Origin of the sequence: Dolichospermum lemmermannii CS-548, from assembly GCF_028330815.1 — a bacterium.
Classification (GTDB): Bacteria; Cyanobacteriota; Cyanobacteriia; order Cyanobacteriales; family Nostocaceae; genus Dolichospermum; species Dolichospermum lemmermannii.
Genome location: NZ_JAQMTJ010000214.1, coordinates 1 through 17,533 on the forward strand (window position 1 = coordinate 1; position 17,533 = coordinate 17,533).

A 17,533-nucleotide genomic window follows, 5' to 3' on the forward strand; every position below is an offset into this window, starting at 1 on the left:
AATTACCAATTACCAAATACCAATTACCAATTACCAATTACCAATTACCAATTATGGAAGTAATCCCCGCAATTGATTTACTAGAAGGTCGCTGTGTGCGACTATATAAAGGAGACTACGAGCGATCGCAAGTATTCAGCGAAAACCCCCTGGAAGTAGCGAAAATGTGGGCAGACCAAGGCGCGACAAGACTACATTTAGTTGATTTAGACGGCGCAAAAGCTGGGAAAATCGTCAACTTAGCAGCTATTGAAGCCATTAGAAATAATCTTGATATACCCATTGAAGTTGGGGGCGGATTGCGCGATCGCTCCAGTGTTGTACAATTATTTAATCTGGGAGTAAATTGGGCAATTCTGGGAACTGTCGCCGTTGAACAACCCCAGCTAGTCCAAGAACTCTGTCAAGAATTTCCCGAAAAGATTATTATTGGCATAGATGCCCGTAACGGCTTAGTTGCAACTCGTGGTTGGTTAGAAACATCAACAGTATTAGCCACTCAACTAGCAGTACAAATGCAAGAACTAGGTGCAGCAGCCATAATTTACACCGATATCAACCGTGACGGCACATTACAAGGACCCAATTTAGACGCATTACGAGAACTCGCAGCGGCAATTTCCATACCCGTAATTGCTTCAGGTGGTGTAAGTTCTGTCACCGATTTGTTAAGTTTATTAGCTTTAGAACCCCAAGGGGTAATAGGTGTGATAGTTGGTAAAGCCTTGTATACTGGTGATATTATCCTCAAAGAAGGATTACAAGCTATTGGTCCGGGAAGACTGCAAGATATACCACCAGATTTCGGTATTTCTAGCATTGCTTAAAATGAATTAGCAATATAGAGAAACCTGTAGGGGCGCAGGGTCTGCGCCCTTGATTGTATTGATTATTGCTAGTATTGTATTAGGATTATATTTACTCAATAAATTAGTAATTTTATGCCAAGAAAAGACCAGGGTTGGGTGACATTTCAAACATCCGAAGAAGAACGCAAGATATTAGAGGAATTTTGTCAAAACTCCCAGCGGACTAAAACTGAGATTTTGCGGGAATTAGTGCGGGGACTTAATAAATATTCATCACCGTCCATATCATTATCAACTTCACAGGAAAAAGCAGAAACTAAGCATCCTGAATTTGAAATTGTTAGTCCCAAAAAAGCATTAAAAGTGAGTTCGCGTAATGTTTTGAAAGGAGTAGTGAAACGAGTCACAACTGGAAGTGTAAATACTGAAGTAACTCTAGAAATTGTTCACAAAGTTGAGTTAACTTCCATGATTACTAGAGTTTCCGCTGAAGAATTAGAATTATCTGAAGGGACAGAAGCCTATGCTGTGATTAAATCTAATGATATTGTGATTGCTAAAGATTAGAAATACTGTTTTTGGAACTTAGATTCCCGACTTCTTTAAGAAGTCGGGAATCTTTTTGTTTACTAAGCCTCGACTTTTACACCTTTCCAGAAAGCAACATAACCTTCGATATTTTTAGCTTTTTCCTTAGTGCTAGGATAATACCAAGCAGCATCTTTATTAACTTGTCCGTCAACTTCAACACTGTAGTAACTAGCAACTCCTTTCCAGGGACAAGTGGTATGAGTGCTGCTGTCTTGAAAATATTCTTTCTTGATAGAGTCAGCAGGGAAATAATGATTTCCTTCGACAACTACGGTATTATTGCTTTCGGCTAAAATAGCGCCATTCCAAATTGCTTTCATGATTTGAGTTTAAAAAAGTTCACAATTTATATTGTGACATTTAAATTGAGAATTTGTACTCATAAGTTCTGAAATATTTTTTCTACTGTAATTTATTTCCATTCACAAATCACAAATAATACATTAATCAATTAAGTTTTATTAAACATATAAAAACTAACAATGTTTTTAAATATAAACTATCTCACCCCCATAATTTTGGCTATCTTATCCATATCTACTAACCCTTGACGTTCTAATTCATAAGCAATAAATGGAGCTTTCTTTTTTAAATACTCAAAAGGGTAAACAGTTTCACAATAAGGCATTAACCACTCAAGTCTTCCCTGTTTACATATTTCATCATTGAGTTTCAATCTGTCAATCGTATCCATAATTTGTTTTTTTAATGAATCTGAAAGATTAAAACTAGCAGATATAGAAAGAACTGGAAAATCTAGAATAAAATCACCTAGATTTAATTTACAAGGATCTATAACATCTTGAAAATCATTCTTTCTCGCATTCATTCTTAAACTAGCAAGACGAAAATTATCCCATTCATAAGCCAACTCAGGTTGAGCAGATTTAGGAATGAAATGATCAACACTTGGACTACCTTCAGTTCTCGGTATCCATTGAGCAGAATAAGAACAAATACAACTATAATTTTTATATAAATCAGGCAATGATTTCACCCAATAATCTCTCCACTCTTTTGTTTTAGGATTAGTAACTCTACTTAAAAAAGCTAAACCTGGTTGTCTAACTTTTTCGTCAAAATCATCAGGTTCAGGCTGGAGTTTAATAGGAATCACAAATCTACCCCATGCTGTTCTGCAAAATAAACCCACCTTGTCCAAAATCTATCATCTTCTGATAAATACCTTGCCAAATCATTTGATACTCTTGCCACATCTTCCGAATTGGGATTATCTGATAATTGTAAAACTTTCGCTGCTTCTATAGCCTTTTCTGCTTCCAAAGAACGCGCATGACGCAATTTAAAAACATCAGACATTAACCAAGAATCTACCACACCTTGACGAATAAAAGGAAGTTCTTCAATTTGGACTTCATTACCGAATAAATCGCTGTTCACCAATTCTAAACTAAATAGCTTATCAACTCTTTCCTCAAATCTAGGTTCTACAGATGCCATAACTAAAGGAGAATGAGTAGCAACCATAATTTGCACTTTTAAATCAGATGCTAAATCATCTCTCACATCTAACAAAGCAGGTAAAATAGCCCTTTGCCATTGGGGGTGAAGATGTGCTTCTAATTCATCTACTAAAATAACCATTCTCTTCTGTGGTTCTATGCGGATAAGTTTTGATTGTATTTTATGTTCTTCATAAGCCCAAACTATCAAATAAGCCATTGTAATTATCCGCTGTACCCCTGCCGAAGCATGAATAATGGGAACAGTTCCATAAGGATGTTCTATGGTGGGAATTTCTCTAGCATCATAAGGAAGTCTGACAGGTTCTCCCGGTTTCAAAATTCCTAAATCACCTTCAGAGGGTGGTGATAAACGTTCTAATACTTTTACTAAGGTGTCAAATGGATATTTATCTGGTCTACTTTGCCATTGAATCCAATCTTGCAATAATCCATTAATAAAAGTATTGCCATTTTCATCTTTTTGACCATTCCATAACTCATCTTTTGTAAACACAAAAGGAAGTGGTTTTTTATCAATATTTTTAACACGGGATGAAGTTGATAAATATTGTTTTGCTGTGTCCCATACTGCAAAAGAACCATCTACTCTGGCATAAATTAAAAGGCCTGGAATAGTTGAGCGATTTTTAATTTCATTCCATCTTTGAAGTTGCCAGTCATAAGAAATACTCTCTGTATCAGATTCAGAATCTCCAGAAATTTTAAATGTAATTACAGGTTCATCTTCACTTGCAGTTTGCGTTGGATATGCTGGTAAATTTGCCCACTGTCCAGTTAAAGCCCACCAAGCACATTCTAGTAAAAAAGTTTTACCAAATCCATTATCACCTGTAATTAAGCTCAGTCGTTCTGCTGGTTCAAAACAAAGTTTTTTTGCAGCCCCTACACCTTGTATTTCTAAATAAGTTAAAGCACCTTCTTCGGGTGGTATAAATGGAGGTTTTCCAATAACAGTTTTTAATTCTGTCCAGGACACTTTTTTATTTTTGAAGAGCTGGCTTATGTTGGTATTTTCAGGAATATAAGTATCAAATAAGTTGTTAATTTCTTGGTCATTTATCAAAAAATCATCTTTAAATTTTTCAATAATATCTTCTGGTGTTGTTTCAGATGACCATTCTTTTTCACGATATAGCCATACGGCTAAATGAAAAGTAGGAATCAGTTGATTATCATACTGAGATAAACAGGATTTTAAAATTTCAATATAGTTATCTTTCCAGCCCCATCTGTCTTCATTTATTTTATTGATTAATGATTCTCTAAATATTGGTGTATGGATATCTTTATAAATCTCTCTATAAACATCTTCTATTATAGAATTCACATATCTGTTAAGTTTTATCCATCTATTTTTATTTTTTGATAAACGGAAACATCTATAAGAAAATGTTGAGTCCTTATAGAGTTTATAGTTTTTTTCTAAAAAATCTTTAATTTCCGAATATAGAGATACTTCAATAGTATTACCTACTGGTAATTGTAATTGCTTAAATTTTAAAAAAGTGATTCCCCAAAAAGAATCTACCTTTTCCAAATATTTAAGAGACTCCTTGATTTGATCAATACTAATAAACATGAGTTTATCCGGTTCACTTTTTTAAATTAATCTGAAGAAATTACAGGTTAAATCCTTTCACAAGATAGCAAAATATAAAACTCTGGGTGATTTTTAAAACTAGCTTACCTAGTTTATTACAAAAAAACACCCAACAAACACAATTTACCAAAACTAACGCAAAAACTCTCTAAAACTCTTCTTCCTTCGCGCTCTTCGCTTCTTCGTGGTTCGTTTATTCAATCTAAATATATAATAGTGCCAGTGCGATCGCTCAGATATCATCATATCGCTGTTGATAGCTTGAATGCAAAACCACCTCCAATCATTCTCACAGACAACGGCAAAATTGTTACAATTCTCATATCTTCATCACAACCCAGACACGCAACAGCCATCTACCATGCTTCAGTACCCCCACTTAGAAAAAGCCTTAAAACATCATTTTGGTTATGATCAATTTCGCCCTGGACAACGGCAAATTATCGAAGATGCCTTAGAAAATCGTGATTTAATGGTAGTCATGCCCACAGGTGGGGGTAAATCTCTGTGCTTTCAATTACCGGCACTTTTGAAACCCGGTTTAACAGTGGTAGTGTCACCATTGATAGCCTTAATGCAAGATCAAGTAGAAGCACTGCGAACTAATAATATTTCTGCCACATTTCTGAATAGTAGTCTTAATGCCTATAAAGTTCGCTCCCGTGAAGAAGCGATCATGAATGGTAAAATAAAATTACTTTATGTCGCCCCAGAACGCCTCGTTAGTGAACGATTTCTCCCCCTTTTAGACGTAGTTAAAGAAAAAGTCGGAATTTCCACCTTTGCCATAGATGAAGCCCATTGTGTCTCAGAATGGGGGCATGATTTCCGCCCAGAATATCGGCAATTAAGATTACTCAGAAAACGTTATCCTGATGTACCGACAATTGCCTTAACTGCTACCGCTACAGATAGAGTCAGGGCTGATATTATCGAACAATTAGGATTAAAACAACCCAGTATTCATATTGCTAGTTTTAACCGCCAAAATCTTCATTATGAAGTCCGTTCTAAAAGTAATCGTGCTTATGCAGAATTATTAGAAATAGTTAGAGAAAATGAAGGTTCAGGAATTATCTATTGTTTAACTCGCAAAAAAGTTGATGAAATAACTTTAAAACTCCAAAATGATAAAGTTTCAGTTTTGCCTTATCATGCTGGTTTAAGTGATGAGGAAAGATCAAAAAATCAAACTCGGTTTATTCGGGATGATGTGCGGGTAATGGTAGCCACAGTTGCCTTTGGTATGGGTATTAATAAACCTGATGTGCGGTTTGTGGTGCATTCCGATTTACCGCGAAATTTAGAAAGTTATTATCAAGAATCAGGACGAGCCGGCAGAGATGATGAACCTTCCAAATGTACACTTTTTTTCAATTATGGTGATATTAAAACCATTGAATGGAGTATTAATCAAAAACCAGATCCCCAAGAACAATTAATAGCTAAACAGCAACTAAGACAGGTAATTGATTATGCAGAAGGGACAGACTGTAGACGCACAATTCAATTAAGTTATTTTGGGGAAAGATTTCCGGGAAATTGTGGAAATTGTGATAATTGTCTTTATCCTAAACCTGTCCAAGATTGGACAATTGAAGCCATGAAATTTCTATCTTGTGTGGCCAGGTGTAAAGAAAGATATGGAATGTTACATATTATTGATATATTAAGAGGCGCAAAAAATCAGAGAATTGTTGTTAATAAACATGATCAACTTTCTACCTATGGAATTGGCAAAGATAAAACAGTAGATGAATGGCGAATGTTAGGAAGATCACTATTACATCAAGGGTTAATAGAACAAACCGCAGACGGTTATTCAATTTTAAAACTTAATGCTTTGAGTTGGGAAGTAATGCGAAAACAACGCCCAGTTTCCATTGCTGTTCCTATAGCCAAGAAAATTACTTGGGAAGAGGGAAATGTCAAAGCAGCAGATGTAGAAGTGCTAATGCAAAAATTGCGATCGCTTAGGAAAGAACTCGCAGACGAACAAGCAGTACCACCCTACGTCATCTTCCATGATTCTACCCTCAAATTAATGGCACAAAGCCAACCAAAAACCTTAGATGAATTTGGCAATCTTTCCGGGGTTGGTAGTCATAAATTATCTCAATATGGCGAAAGATTCTTAGCAGAAATTCAAAAATACCGCCAAGAACAAGGGTTACAAGAAAAGACTATTAATCGAGTTAGTTCCTCACCTCATTCTCACTCACCTTCTGATACAGAATTAACAACATTGGAATTATATAATCAGGGTTTGAGTATTGAAAACATCGCTAAACAACGCAACGTTAAAACTGCCACAATTATCAATCATATCTCCAATTTAATTGAGAAAAAACAACCTGTAGATTTAAGTAAATTAGTCCCCTTAGAACGCCAAAAGAAAATCTGGAACGTTTTAGAAATTGTTGGTGATATTGCCCTCACACCCATTCGGGAAAATCTAGGTGAAAGCTACAGTTTTGACGAAATTCGTTTAGTTAGAGCAAAATGGCGCAGAGAAAAACAAAAAACCATTAAAGATGATATTGATTTTTAGTTTTTTGCAGATAAAGCCAGAGATAGCAGCTTTGGTAAAACCAAACAAATAGCCGCATTCAATATTGTTAAAAATAGACCATCAATTAAACTCATAAATAACTCTCCCTGTGATAACTACATCTTGATTTTGCATTCTAAACACCATTTTTGAATTTTTGAATGTCTTTGACTTGCATAAGTAAATTAAATACTTGCAACTTTTCTATTCCCTAGTTATGTATAGCAATCCTGTCTGATTTGTGAAAATTGATGTTTTTACCGAGAATTACAGCGGTTTCCGCTCTTATGAGGGACAAAGTTGAATCATGAAACTCTTGTAGTGCGGGCATCTTGCCCGCTAGATATGTACCTCATAACACCAGGAAGTGCTGTATGAATAGCGCAGAGAAGAAAATAAATATATTCACAAATAATTGAGAATTGCTATTATTCGCTAATATTCTCTTCAATTAGGAGAACATTGGGAACAAAAATTCGGACTAAATTTACAAGATTGACTACCAGTTAATCCGTAGGCTGTACAATATGGGAAACTGGTCATTTCCATTTTGGCGGATTTGCAACTAGGAGTAAGGGCAAATGGTTGAGATTGTTGAGGTTTACGAACCAAAACCATAGATAGCAGCCTAGGCAAAGCCAAACAAGCCCCAGCATTGATGACGGTGAGCAATAATACATCCATCAAATCTATAGGGAATCACCCCCAAATGAAATTACATGAACACAGTTTGACTAAAACTAAAATATATGGCAATGTCCTAAGACTCAACCATAGTATTTAGTTTATATAAAATCAGTTTAGCATAGATTTTTATATATGGAACGGTGATAATTCAGTAATTGTGATCAATTAATGTGTAAACTAAAGATTAAATAGTTGGTTATTAATTGAATTTAACATCAGCATTTATGACACAAAACCAATCGGCAACTTCTTTTTTGGCTAACATTTCTGAGCGAGAACGTCTGGCATTACAGAGTTTAGTAGATTATACAAATGTGGAATCACTACCAGAAATTTGGACTTTAGCTGCCAGGAAATTTGGTAATATTGTTGCCCTGCATAACCCCCACTCCAAACCAGAAGTAAAAATTACCTATAGTCAGTTGTCAGGGCAAATTCAACAATTTGCCGCCGGTTTGCAAAAGTTAGGCATCAATATAAACAATAGCGACACTCTTCCCTATGGTGAACGGGTTTCCCTCATTGCTGACAACAGTCCCCGCTGGTTTATTGCCGATCAAGGTATAATGACCGCTGGAGCGGTAAATGCAGTCCGTAGCGCTCAAGCAGAACGAGAAGAATTACTCTATATTATTTCCCATAGTGGCAGTACCGCATTAGTAATTGAGGATCTCAAAACTCTAAATAAGTTAGGAGAAAGCTTAAATGAATTACCGATTAAGCTGGTAGTTCTCCTTTCTGATGAAGTACCACCCACAGAACGCAATTTTCCAGTGGTGAACTTTTCCCAATTATTAGATATTGGTAGTAACAACACTTTAATAGCTACCAAACAAAGCAGCGAAAGTTTAGCAACCCTAATTTATACCTCCGGGACTACGGGAAAACCCAAGGGTGTAATGCTATCTCACAGAAATTTGCTGCACCAAGTTAAAAACTTAGGAACAGTAGTACAACCCAAAAAAGGAGATATTGCCCTCAGTATTTTGCCCACATGGCATAGTTATGAACGCAGTGGAGAATATTTCTTACTTTCTCAAGGTTGTACCCAAATTTACACTAATTTGCGTTCTGTAAAAGGGGATTTAAAGAAATTTAAACCCAATTACATGATTGCTGTTCCTCGACTATGGGAATCAATTTATGAAGGAGTGCAAAAGCAATTCCGCGAACAACCAGCCAAAAAACAAAGTTTGGTCAAGTTCTTACTAGAAACGAGCCAGAAATATATTGAAGCACGGCGTATTTGCCAGGGATTGAGTTTAAATCACATTCACGCTTCATTTATTGAACGTTCCCAAGCCAAAATAACAGAATTGGGTTTATTATTATTCCATGCACTCGGTGAAAAATTAGTTTATACCAAAGTGCGAGAAGCTACTGGCGGCAACATCAAGCACGTTATTAGCGGTGGTGGGGCGCTACCTGCATATATAGATAACTTCTTTGAAATTGTTGGGGTGGAAATTTTACAAGGTTATGGTTTAACAGAAACCTCACCAGTAACTAATGCTCGTCGTCCTTGGCGAAATTTACGGGGTTCTTCAGGACAACCCATTCCCGGTACAGAAGTGAAAATTGTCAATCCTGAGACTCGTCAACCTCTACCAGTGGGAGAACGGGGTTTAGTCCTGCTCAAAGGACCACAAATCATGCAGGGCTATTATCAAAATCCCGAAGCCACAACTAAAGCCATAGACACAGAAGGTTGGTTTGATAGCGGTGATTTAGGTTGGGTGACACCTGAAAATGACCTAGTATTAACAGGTAGAGCCAAAGACACCATTGTCTTAACCAACGGTGAAAACATCGAACCCCAGCCCATAGAAGATGCTTGTTTAAGATCACCCTATATTGACCAAATCATGTTAGTAGGGCAAGATCAACGGAGTATTGGCGCTTTGATTGTTCCCAACCTAGAAGCCTTAGAAAAATGGGCAGAAACTCAAAATAATAGTCAAAAAATTGACTTAGAGAGTAAAATAGTCCAGGATTTGTTTCGTCAGGAATTAAATCGGGAAGTTCAAAACCGTCCCAGCTACCGAGCCGATGATCGTGTTGGACCGTTCAAACTCATTGAGGAACAATTCTCAATTGAAAATGGACTCATGACACAAACGCTCAAAATCCGTCGTCACGTTATCATGGACCGATATTGCGATATTATCAACGCAATGTTTGCCAAATAATTCCCTAAATCGCAGATGATCTTTCAGAACTTAATGGAGATATAGGGAAGCAGCCCCGCAGAGGGGAATGGGAAGAAAATTCTTCTTTTTTTCTTTCTTTTTTTCTCCTGACTCCTGACTCCTGACTCCTGACTCCTGACTTCCCCCACACTACAAACTATTTAAGAGTGAACGGACAATTTTTATGGATGTTTCCAACCCTCAATTGCTTTTAAAACGCCCGATTAATGTCAAAGCCATAGTTACTAGTCTCTGGAAAGAGGAAGTACAACAGCAACTACAAGGTCAAATTAATCAAGTTGACCAACAACTGCAACAATTAGACGTTGAAGGACAAAGAGCAGTTAGCGCCATTCAAAAACAGAGTGTGCAACCACCAGGACCCCAAACACTCCAACAAATTGACAACATTCAACTGCAAGTCAGTCAAAAGAAAAGTGAACTTCTAGAGCAGAAAAACCAAATGCTGCAAAACCTCCAGCAAGTACAATTATTGGAATTAGATCAAGAAGTTAATCAATTTCAAATGGAAAGCTTTTTCCGGATTGAACTAGGTGATAATTTGATTAGTAAAATGCAGGTTGAAGTTGTCCTCCGTGACGGTATTGTCGAAGAAATTCGCGGAGACATCTAACATTAGCACTGAAGTAGAAGTTTAGCATATCTCGTTCCCAGTCTCTGACTGGGAATGCTATCACAGAGGCTCTGCCTCTACAGTTATCAAAGCTCATCCATGAAGTTGACACCAATCATTATCACGCTTAACCACTACCCTAGTAGGGGGGGAAATTAATAATTGAGGGGGTTGACAAATGATTTTGAATTTGTTATCATAGAATTGATAAGGAAGAACTATCTTCTCATAAAAATCTATTCAACTGCCCAAAACCGCTGACAATCAAGTAATCGGTTGTGTTTTGTCCAAAAAAACAGATAGTTATCAATCATCTGATTTTTCCAAAAAATCACCCACTTGATCACAAAACTGTTAAAATTCGTAGATTGAAGTCCATATATAATTGATTCTGAAACCACCATATCATGAGCATTAACGAAGTATTTATGCCGGCGCTGAGTTCCACCATGACCGAAGGCAAAATTGTCTCCTGGGTCAAGTCGCCTGGAGATAAAGTGGAGAAAGGCGAAACAGTGGTGGTTGTCGAATCAGATAAAGCTGATATGGACGTGGAAACCTTCTATGAAGGATATCTTGCCCATATCATTGTTCCCGCCGGTGAAACTGCCCCAGTCGGCGCAGCGATCGCTTACATAGCCGAAACAGAAGCAGAAATAGCCACAGCCCAGTCCTTAGCCAACGCAGACGGTGCTGCTGCCCCCTCCACACCTGCCCCCATACCCGTACCCGTTGCCGCAATTGCCGCCCCTGCCACCCCATCTCAAAATGGTTCTAACCATGAACCCGGCAGAGTCGTAGTTTCACCCCGCGCTCGCAAACTAGCCAAAGAACTCAAAGTTGATTTAAATACCCTCACAGGTAGCGGTCCATACGGTCGCATTGTGGCGGAAGATATAGAAGTGGCAGTCGGTAAAGTTCAACCCGTTACTACCCCCGTTGTCACTCCCGCACCTGCACCTGTAGCTGCACCTGCACCTGTAGCCGCACCTGTACCCGTAACTGCACCTGCACCTGTCGCCACACCAGTAGTTAGTAGTGCCGTTCCTGGTCAAGTAGTGCCATTCACAACCTTACAAAATGCCGTAGTTCGGGGCATGGTAGCCAGTTTATCTGTACCTGTGTTCCGTGTCAGTTACACAATTAGCACCGATGGACTCGATAAACTTTACAAACAAATTAAGTCTAAAGGTGTGACAATGACCGCGCTATTAGCCAAAGCTGTAGCCATAACATTACAAAAACACCCCATCCTTAATGCCAGCTACTCAGATCAAGGAATTGTCAATCACCCTAATATTAACGTTTCTGTCGCCGTAGCCATGGATGATGGTGGTTTAATCACACCCGTTTTACAAAATGCAGATGCAGTTGATATCTACTCTTTATCTCGCAATTGGAAATCTTTAGTAGAACGCGCTAGAGCTAAACAACTACAACCAGTAGAATATAACAGCGGTACTTTCACCCTCTCCAACTTAGGAATGTTTGGTGTAGATACCTTTGATGCCATTTTACCCCCCGGACAAGGTTCTATTTTAGCCATTGGTGCATCACGTCCCCAAGTAGTTGCTACACCTGATGGATTATTTGGTGTGCGTCAACAAATGCAAGTTACAATCACCTGTGATCATCGCATTATTTACGGCGCTGATGCTGCCGGATTCTTGCAAGACTTAGCGAAGTTGATTGAAACCAATCCCCAATCTTTGACAATGTAAGAGACTAATACCCAGATTCCCGACTTCTTGGAGAAGTCGGGGTTCTATAAAAAATATAAACATATACAAATTCCAGATTCTAAGAACTAACATTAAAACAAACGATTAATTAAAAATTGGTGTGTATTATGGCAACTAAAAAACAATTCAACAGCTTTGAAGAAATGCTTTCTGGTTCAGATGTACCCGTGTTAGTAGACTTTTATGCTGACTGGTGTGGTCCTTGTCAAATGATGGTACCCATTTTAGAAAAAGTCAACCTTGAACTGAAAGATAGATTACGGATTGTGAAGATTGACACAGAAAAGTATACAGAATTAGCCAGTCAGTATGGCATTGCCGCTTTACCAACCTTGGTACTATTTAAACAAGGAAAGCCCGTAGATAAAATTGAAGGTGTTATGCAAGCCGCACAGTTAGTACAACATCTACAACCACAGCTTTAAATAGGTTCTTACAATAGAGATGCAAAATTCCGCGTCTCTATAACAGCAACTTTCAGTGTATTTCTTCCTTTGCGCCTTTGCTCCTTTGTGCCTACCCTGCGGGATCTCTAAGAGAGATTGCGCGAAACAAAATCAAGATCATAAAATCCGCGCTATCTTGAATTAAAGAAGATCATAGGAGTGCATCTTGTTTATGAAAGGCAAACAAATTTTACTTACAGGTGGCACAGGGGGACTAGGTTTGGGTGTAACACCCGCAGTTATAGCCCAAGGTGCAGATGTAACTATTCCTTATCGTAGTCCTAAAGATGTAGAGCGTCTCAAAGGAATTATTTCCCCGGCGGATTTTGCCAGAATTCATTTTATTCCTGCTAATTTAGAAGATGAAGCCTCAGTAGAAAAACTTGTCAGCCGCATGACAAAAGTAGATGTGTTAATTCATTTAGTTGGTGGATTTTCTAAAGGAAAAACTCACGAATACAGCTTTTATGATTGGAAACAGGAAATAGATATCAACTTAAATACAACTTTTTTGACTTGCAAATATAGCCTCAAAAGTATGTTAGAAAACGGCTATGGGCGCATTGTTACCGTCAGTTCTCGCGCTGGTGCTGAACCTGCGGCACAGTTAGCGGCTTATTCTGCGGCCAAAGCTGGAGTGATAGCCTTAACAAAAGCGATAGCCGATGAAACCAAAAATACTAATATTACTGCTAATACCATTCTCCCCAGTGTCATTGATACCCCCGCTAACAGAATAGGTACACCCGCAGAAATCGCTGATAAATGGGTAAAACCCGAATCTATTGCCCAAGTTATTTGTTTTTTAGCCTCAGAAGCAGCCAAGGATGTCCGTGGTGCAGCAATTCCCGTTTATGGCAATTTGTGAAATATACCAGCAATTGACTTTTTTCGAGAATCTGCGGTAATCTTCCATTAAGACTAATAATCGAAATTTTCAAAGCTAAAATACAGGTATTACTTAACTACAACTTAGTATGAAATTCAATGTCACGATTGATCGAGATGAAGATGGTGTCTGGATTATTGAATGTCCTAGTATTCCTGGTTGCATTAGTCAGGGAGCGACAAAAGAAGAGGCTTTAGAGAATATTCAAGATGCGATTTCTGCTTGCTTACAAGTGAGGGCAGAGATTGGCTTGCCATTGACTATTGAAACTAAACAAGTAGAAGTCTTAGTATAGTTATGGCATCAAAACTACCTGTTCTGAGTGGACAAGAAGTAGTTCGCACTTTTGAAAAGCTGGGCTGGCGATTTGCACGCCAAAGCGCAAGTCATATAATTTTGGTCAAAGAAGGTGAAATGGTAACGTTGTCTGTTCCTGATCATCATGAAGTGGCAAAAGGGACTTTACGCGGACTAATACGAACTGCTGGGTTAACAGTAGAAGAATTTATTGCCAATGTTTAAATATATGGTTTATATCGCTTGTAAACGCTACAAACGCTTTTGCAAGCGATATAACCCACCAAAAAAGAAACAAGAAGAATGTAGTTGGGGTAGTCGGTTTTTGACGAGTTTAGGCATTAGCAATAGCAGTACGCCCAAGGTCAGGTCTAAACACAAAGCGTCACCCCAACAATTGTCCACCTAGGGAACCGCTACATCAGGGTTGGCAGTGCGGGTTTTTGATGCTATGCTTTTTCTAGCTTTCCATCTTGCAGCCAAGAGTAGAACGCCGACTGCCGCAGGAATGGTACCCCCGGAAAATTCCCAGGGGACACTTTCAACAGCGTATGTTACAACTGCATCGGATGGACCGTCCGCAACCTCCACCTTAATGTCGAAGTAATTAAAAGCAGCAGCATGTAAATTATTAGGGAGAGGCATTAAGTCGGTAAAAAGAAAAAAGGGAGAATACTTCAGGCGTAGAGGTTCGAAGAGAGTCGATTTATCTACATCCTGCGTAAAATTCGGTACGTTTCTGCTGGCATCAGCAAAAGCTCTTGCAAGGTTCTCGTTTTGCCACCAACGCTGCGTTTTAAGCCGATTCGCAGCAACCAAGTAATTACTGGTCACAGATTCCACATGGTAATCCACATTGTTGACTGTTAATACAACCGCCTTAGCAGGAGACATACTAGCAAGGACACTAGCAGCAGCACTACCAACAACTAAAGGCAAAAGACGAGATAGAGTAAATTTCATCATACTAGCAATATTCAGACGAGTTGTTTGGTGGATTCTGAAAACCCATAATTGACTTTATATCACACACACAACACTGCGAATTATACGTACTATATTTATTTGAAATTTTTAACTTTTCTTATCATTTCACTTTTTTTATTAATTCAACTGGCGCAGAGACGGAACTTGGGTGAAAATTCATGATAGTTTGCGAGATAATTACGAGATCCCAGTCCATCAGAAGCCATAATCGTAATCGCAAGTGAAGTCTAATTGCCTCTTGCCTCTTGCCTCTTACCTCTTACCTCTTTCTAAATGCTATCCTGTAGCAAGTAGCAATGCTGTTATCATTGGATATTTCTGATTTAATGACTATTGCAATTGGATTGTTGACCTGATTTAGCACCAAGCTAAAAGCAGTATTATCATATCATAATAAATTTACAAAACACGCAACAGGAGACGAGTAACGCATGGGCAAGGTAGTTGGCATCGACTTGGGTACAACCAACTCAGTAGTCGCCGTCATGGAGGGTGGCAAGCCGGTGGTGATTGCCAATGCAGAAGGAATGCGAACAACCCCCTCCGTCGTTGGCTTTAGTAAAGAAGGGGAAAGGGTTGTGGGGCAAATGGCCAGACGGCAAACCGTCCTTAATCCCCAAAATACCTTTTTTGCCGTGAAACGCTTCATTGGGCGCAAATATGGGGAATTAAACCCGGATTCTAAGCGTGTTCCTTACACTATCCGCAAAGATGAAATTGGCAATATTAAAGTTGCCTGTCCCCGGCTGAATAAGGAATTTTCCCCAGAAGAAATTTCGGCTATGGTGCTGAAAAAATTAGCTGATGATGCTAGTCGTTATTTGGGTGAACCTGTTACCGGGGCTGTGATTACTGTTCCGGCTTATTTTAATGATTCCCAACGCCAAGCTACCCGTGACGCGGGCAGAATTGCGGGGTTAGATGTGTTACGCATTCTCAATGAACCCACAGCCGCATCTTTAGCTTACGGATTAGATCGAGGTTACACAGAAACTATTCTCGTGTTTGATTTGGGTGGGGGAACTTTTGATGTGTCTCTACTAGATGTGGGTGATGGCGTATTTGAGGTAAAAGCTACCAGTGGAGATACTCAACTCGGTGGTAATGATTTTGATCGAAAAGTAGTTGATTGGTTAGCGGAACAGTTTTTAGAAGCAGAAGGTGTAGATTTAAGACGCGATCGCCAAGCTTTGCAACGGTTAATGGAAGCCGCAGAAAAGGCGAAAATTGAACTTTCGGCGGTTAGTGTCACCGATATTAATTTACCCTTCATCACCGCCACGGAGGACGGTCCAAAACACCTAGAAACTCGGCTGACGCGATCGCAATTTGAAGGTTTATGTGTAGACTTATTGAGTAGATTAAGAACACCAGTTAAGCGGGCGTTAAAAGATGCCGGAGTTTCTCCTGTAGATATTGAAGAAGTCGTATTAGTTGGTGGTTCTACGAGAATGCCCATGGTGAAACAGCTAGTTCAAGACTTAATTGGCATTGAACCCAACGAAAACGTCAATCCTGATGAAGTCGTTGCTGTGGGTGCAGCCATTCAGGGCAGTATTCTGGCTGGGGAACTTAAAGATGTTCTCCTCTTAGATGTCACACCTCTATCTATGGGCTTAGAAACCATCGGTGGTGTGATGAAAAAACTCATCCCCCGCAATACAACTATCCCAGTCCGTCGTTCTGACATCTTTTCTACTTCTGAAAATAACCAAAATAGCGTAGAAATCAATATTGTCCAAGGTGAAAGGGACATGGCCACAGATAACAAATCATTAGGACGGTTTAAACTCTATGGCATTCCTCCCGCACCCAGGGGTATTCCCCAAGTGCAAGTATCTTTTGATATTGATGCTAATGGGATTTTACAGGTAACAGCCCTAGATCGAACTACTGGCAGAGAACAAAGCATTACTATTCAAGGCGCTTCTACTTTAAGTGAGTCAGAAGTTAACCGCATGATTGAGGATGCTCAAAAATATGCCAGTGTTGATAGAGAACGGAAAGAACGAGTTGAAAAACGTACCCGCGCCGAAGCCTTAATGTTACAAGCAGAACGACAACTGCGAGAAGTAGCTTTGGAAATGGGAATGCAATTTGCCCGCAACCGTCGTCAACGCATTGATAATATTTGCCGGAATTTACGAGAAAGTTTACAAGCTGACGAAGATCGCGGTATTGATCAGGCTTATGCTGATTTACAAGATGCTCTGTATGAACTGAATAGAGAAGTCCGTCAGTATTATGCTGAGGATGAAGATGAAGATTTATTTGGTGCTATCCGGGAAATCTTTGTGGGTGAAAAAGAAAAAGAACCGCCAAGGGATGTTTACAGAGATAACTATCGCCAACGAGATTCATCTAACCGAGGTGTTAACAGGGACTATGGCAGGGAAAATCAAAATCGTTCTCCTAATTATGAAACTCGTCCCACTCGCAGCAAACGCCCTAGCTATCAGGATAACTGGGATGATGACGATGATTGGTTATAAGTAGGTTAGCATTGAAAATCGTCGTTATGGCACTAGGCAAGAGGCAAGAGGCAAGAGGCAAGAGTGAAGAGGGTTTGGGCGATTTTACTTTTCGTTACATACAGCACTTTTCGGTGTTATAAGGTACATATC

General features: G+C 39.0%; 16 protein-coding genes. 11 read left to right on the plus strand and 5 right to left on the minus strand.

Annotated features, from left to right (window positions below; all coding sequences use genetic code 11):
• The first annotated feature begins 53 nt into the window (after positions 1 to 53).
• Positions 54 to 827, plus strand: coding sequence for a 1-(5-phosphoribosyl)-5-[(5-phosphoribosylamino)methylideneamino]imidazole-4-carboxamide isomerase (gene hisA / locus PN450_RS13835; RefSeq protein WP_271836687.1), 774 nt, complete (start codon positions 54 to 56; stop codon positions 825 to 827).
• A gap of 114 nt (positions 828 to 941) precedes the next feature.
• Positions 942 to 1,376 carry a TOBE domain-containing protein gene (locus PN450_RS13840; RefSeq protein ID WP_213719862.1) on the plus strand — a complete coding sequence of 145 codons (435 nt, stop codon included), beginning with the start codon at positions 942 to 944 and terminating at the stop codon, positions 1,374 to 1,376.
• 62 nt (positions 1,377 to 1,438) lie between these two features.
• Here PN450_RS13840 and PN450_RS13845 read toward each other — a convergent pair whose 3' ends face one another.
• From PN450_RS13845 to PN450_RS13855, 3 genes are all read right to left on the minus strand, one after another.
• Positions 1,439 to 1,723 carry a DUF427 domain-containing protein gene (locus PN450_RS13845; RefSeq protein ID WP_271836688.1) on the minus strand — a complete coding sequence of 95 codons (285 nt, stop codon included), beginning with the start codon at positions 1,721 to 1,723 and terminating at the stop codon, positions 1,439 to 1,441.
• Between the two features lie 176 nt (positions 1,724 to 1,899).
• Positions 1,900 to 2,517 (minus strand): HNH endonuclease family protein, encoded by a 618-nt coding sequence (locus PN450_RS13850; protein ID WP_271836679.1) that lies wholly within the window; start codon positions 2,515 to 2,517, stop codon positions 1,900 to 1,902.
• Positions 2,514 to 4,466: an AAA family ATPase gene (locus PN450_RS13855; protein ID WP_271836680.1), complete on the minus strand. Its 1,953-nt coding sequence runs from the start codon at positions 4,464 to 4,466 to the stop codon at positions 2,514 to 2,516. Before PN450_RS13855 ends, PN450_RS13850 begins: the two co-directional genes overlap by 4 nt.
• A 382-nt stretch (positions 4,467 to 4,848) precedes the next feature.
• On the opposite strand from PN450_RS13855, the gene recQ reads away from it, so the two are divergent.
• On the plus strand, positions 4,849 to 7,038 hold the full coding sequence (recQ, locus tag PN450_RS13860) for a DNA helicase RecQ (protein WP_271836681.1): 2,190 nt from the start codon (positions 4,849 to 4,851) through the stop codon (positions 7,036 to 7,038).
• Between the two features lie 447 nt (positions 7,039 to 7,485).
• Here the strand turns inward: recQ and PN450_RS13865 are convergent, their stop codons facing one another.
• Positions 7,486 to 7,722 (minus strand): hypothetical protein, encoded by a 237-nt coding sequence (locus PN450_RS13865; RefSeq protein WP_271836682.1) that lies wholly within the window; start codon positions 7,720 to 7,722, stop codon positions 7,486 to 7,488.
• Positions 7,723 to 7,949: 227 nt separating this feature from the next.
• Here PN450_RS13865 and PN450_RS13870 point away from each other — a divergent pair, with 227 nt between their 5' ends.
• The 7 genes from PN450_RS13870 to PN450_RS13900 all read left to right on the plus strand — a co-directional run bounded on the left by PN450_RS13870 (position 7,950) and on the right by PN450_RS13900 (position 14,147).
• Positions 7,950 to 9,914 carry an AMP-dependent synthetase/ligase gene (locus PN450_RS13870; RefSeq protein WP_271836683.1) on the plus strand — a complete coding sequence of 655 codons (1,965 nt, stop codon included), beginning with the start codon at positions 7,950 to 7,952 and terminating at the stop codon, positions 9,912 to 9,914.
• A gap of 184 nt (positions 9,915 to 10,098) precedes the next feature.
• Positions 10,099 to 10,548: a YlqD family protein gene (locus PN450_RS13875; RefSeq protein ID WP_148763850.1), complete on the plus strand. Its 450-nt coding sequence runs from the start codon at positions 10,099 to 10,101 to the stop codon at positions 10,546 to 10,548.
• Positions 10,549 to 10,955: 407 nt separating this feature from the next.
• A complete protein-coding gene (locus PN450_RS13880) occupies positions 10,956 to 12,269 on the plus strand; it encodes a dihydrolipoamide acetyltransferase family protein (RefSeq protein WP_271836684.1) in 1,314 nt (437 codons plus the stop codon).
• Positions 12,270 to 12,397: 128 nt separating this feature from the next.
• Positions 12,398 to 12,715 carry a thioredoxin gene (trxA, locus tag PN450_RS13885; RefSeq protein WP_213713896.1) on the plus strand — a complete coding sequence of 106 codons (318 nt, stop codon included), beginning with the start codon at positions 12,398 to 12,400 and terminating at the stop codon, positions 12,713 to 12,715.
• A gap of 193 nt (positions 12,716 to 12,908) precedes the next feature.
• Positions 12,909 to 13,604 (plus strand): 3-oxoacyl-ACP reductase FabG, encoded by a 696-nt coding sequence (gene fabG, locus PN450_RS13890; RefSeq protein ID WP_271836685.1) that lies wholly within the window; start codon positions 12,909 to 12,911, stop codon positions 13,602 to 13,604.
• A 109-nt stretch (positions 13,605 to 13,713) separates the two neighbouring features.
• A complete protein-coding gene (locus PN450_RS13895) occupies positions 13,714 to 13,920 on the plus strand; it encodes a type II toxin-antitoxin system HicB family antitoxin (protein WP_137906973.1) in 207 nt (68 codons plus the stop codon).
• A 2-nt stretch (positions 13,921 to 13,922) separates the two neighbouring features.
• Positions 13,923 to 14,147: a type II toxin-antitoxin system HicA family toxin gene (locus PN450_RS13900; protein ID WP_015083363.1), complete on the plus strand. Its 225-nt coding sequence runs from the start codon at positions 13,923 to 13,925 to the stop codon at positions 14,145 to 14,147.
• A 180-nt stretch (positions 14,148 to 14,327) separates the two neighbouring features.
• Here the strand turns inward: PN450_RS13900 and PN450_RS13905 are convergent, their stop codons facing one another.
• Positions 14,328 to 14,888: a hypothetical protein gene (locus PN450_RS13905; protein WP_148763858.1), complete on the minus strand. Its 561-nt coding sequence runs from the start codon at positions 14,886 to 14,888 to the stop codon at positions 14,328 to 14,330.
• A 452-nt stretch (positions 14,889 to 15,340) separates the two neighbouring features.
• Between PN450_RS13905 and dnaK the strand changes: the two genes are divergently transcribed.
• On the plus strand, positions 15,341 to 17,401 hold the full coding sequence (gene dnaK / locus PN450_RS13910; protein WP_271836686.1) for a molecular chaperone DnaK: 2,061 nt from the start codon (positions 15,341 to 15,343) through the stop codon (positions 17,399 to 17,401).
• Positions 17,402 to 17,533 lie beyond the last annotated feature (132 nt).

Excerpts from the sequence above, each read along its gene's own strand:
- hisA (WP_271836687.1), top strand. The coding sequence starts at position 54 with ATGGAAGTAATCCCCGCAATTGATTTACTAGAAGGTCGCTGTGTGCGA.
- PN450_RS13840 (WP_213719862.1), top strand. The coding sequence starts at position 942 with ATGCCAAGAAAAGACCAGGGTTGGGTGACATTTCAAACATCCGAAGAA.
- PN450_RS13855 (WP_271836680.1), bottom strand. The coding sequence starts at position 4,466 with ATGTTTATTAGTATTGATCAAATCAAGGAGTCTCTTAAATATTTGGAA.
- recQ (WP_271836681.1), top strand. The coding sequence starts at position 4,849 with ATGCTTCAGTACCCCCACTTAGAAAAAGCCTTAAAACATCATTTTGGT.
- PN450_RS13865 (WP_271836682.1), bottom strand. The coding sequence starts at position 7,722 with ATGGATGTATTATTGCTCACCGTCATCAATGCTGGGGCTTGTTTGGCT.
- PN450_RS13870 (WP_271836683.1), top strand. The coding sequence starts at position 7,950 with ATGACACAAAACCAATCGGCAACTTCTTTTTTGGCTAACATTTCTGAG.
- PN450_RS13875 (WP_148763850.1), top strand. The coding sequence starts at position 10,099 with ATGGATGTTTCCAACCCTCAATTGCTTTTAAAACGCCCGATTAATGTC.
- PN450_RS13880 (WP_271836684.1), top strand. The coding sequence starts at position 10,956 with ATGAGCATTAACGAAGTATTTATGCCGGCGCTGAGTTCCACCATGACC.
- trxA (WP_213713896.1), top strand. The coding sequence starts at position 12,398 with ATGGCAACTAAAAAACAATTCAACAGCTTTGAAGAAATGCTTTCTGGT.
- fabG (WP_271836685.1), top strand. The coding sequence starts at position 12,909 with ATGAAAGGCAAACAAATTTTACTTACAGGTGGCACAGGGGGACTAGGT.
- PN450_RS13895 (WP_137906973.1), top strand. The coding sequence starts at position 13,714 with ATGAAATTCAATGTCACGATTGATCGAGATGAAGATGGTGTCTGGATT.
- PN450_RS13900 (WP_015083363.1), top strand. The coding sequence starts at position 13,923 with ATGGCATCAAAACTACCTGTTCTGAGTGGACAAGAAGTAGTTCGCACT.
- PN450_RS13905 (WP_148763858.1), bottom strand. The coding sequence starts at position 14,888 with ATGATGAAATTTACTCTATCTCGTCTTTTGCCTTTAGTTGTTGGTAGT.
- dnaK (WP_271836686.1), top strand. The coding sequence starts at position 15,341 with ATGGGCAAGGTAGTTGGCATCGACTTGGGTACAACCAACTCAGTAGTC.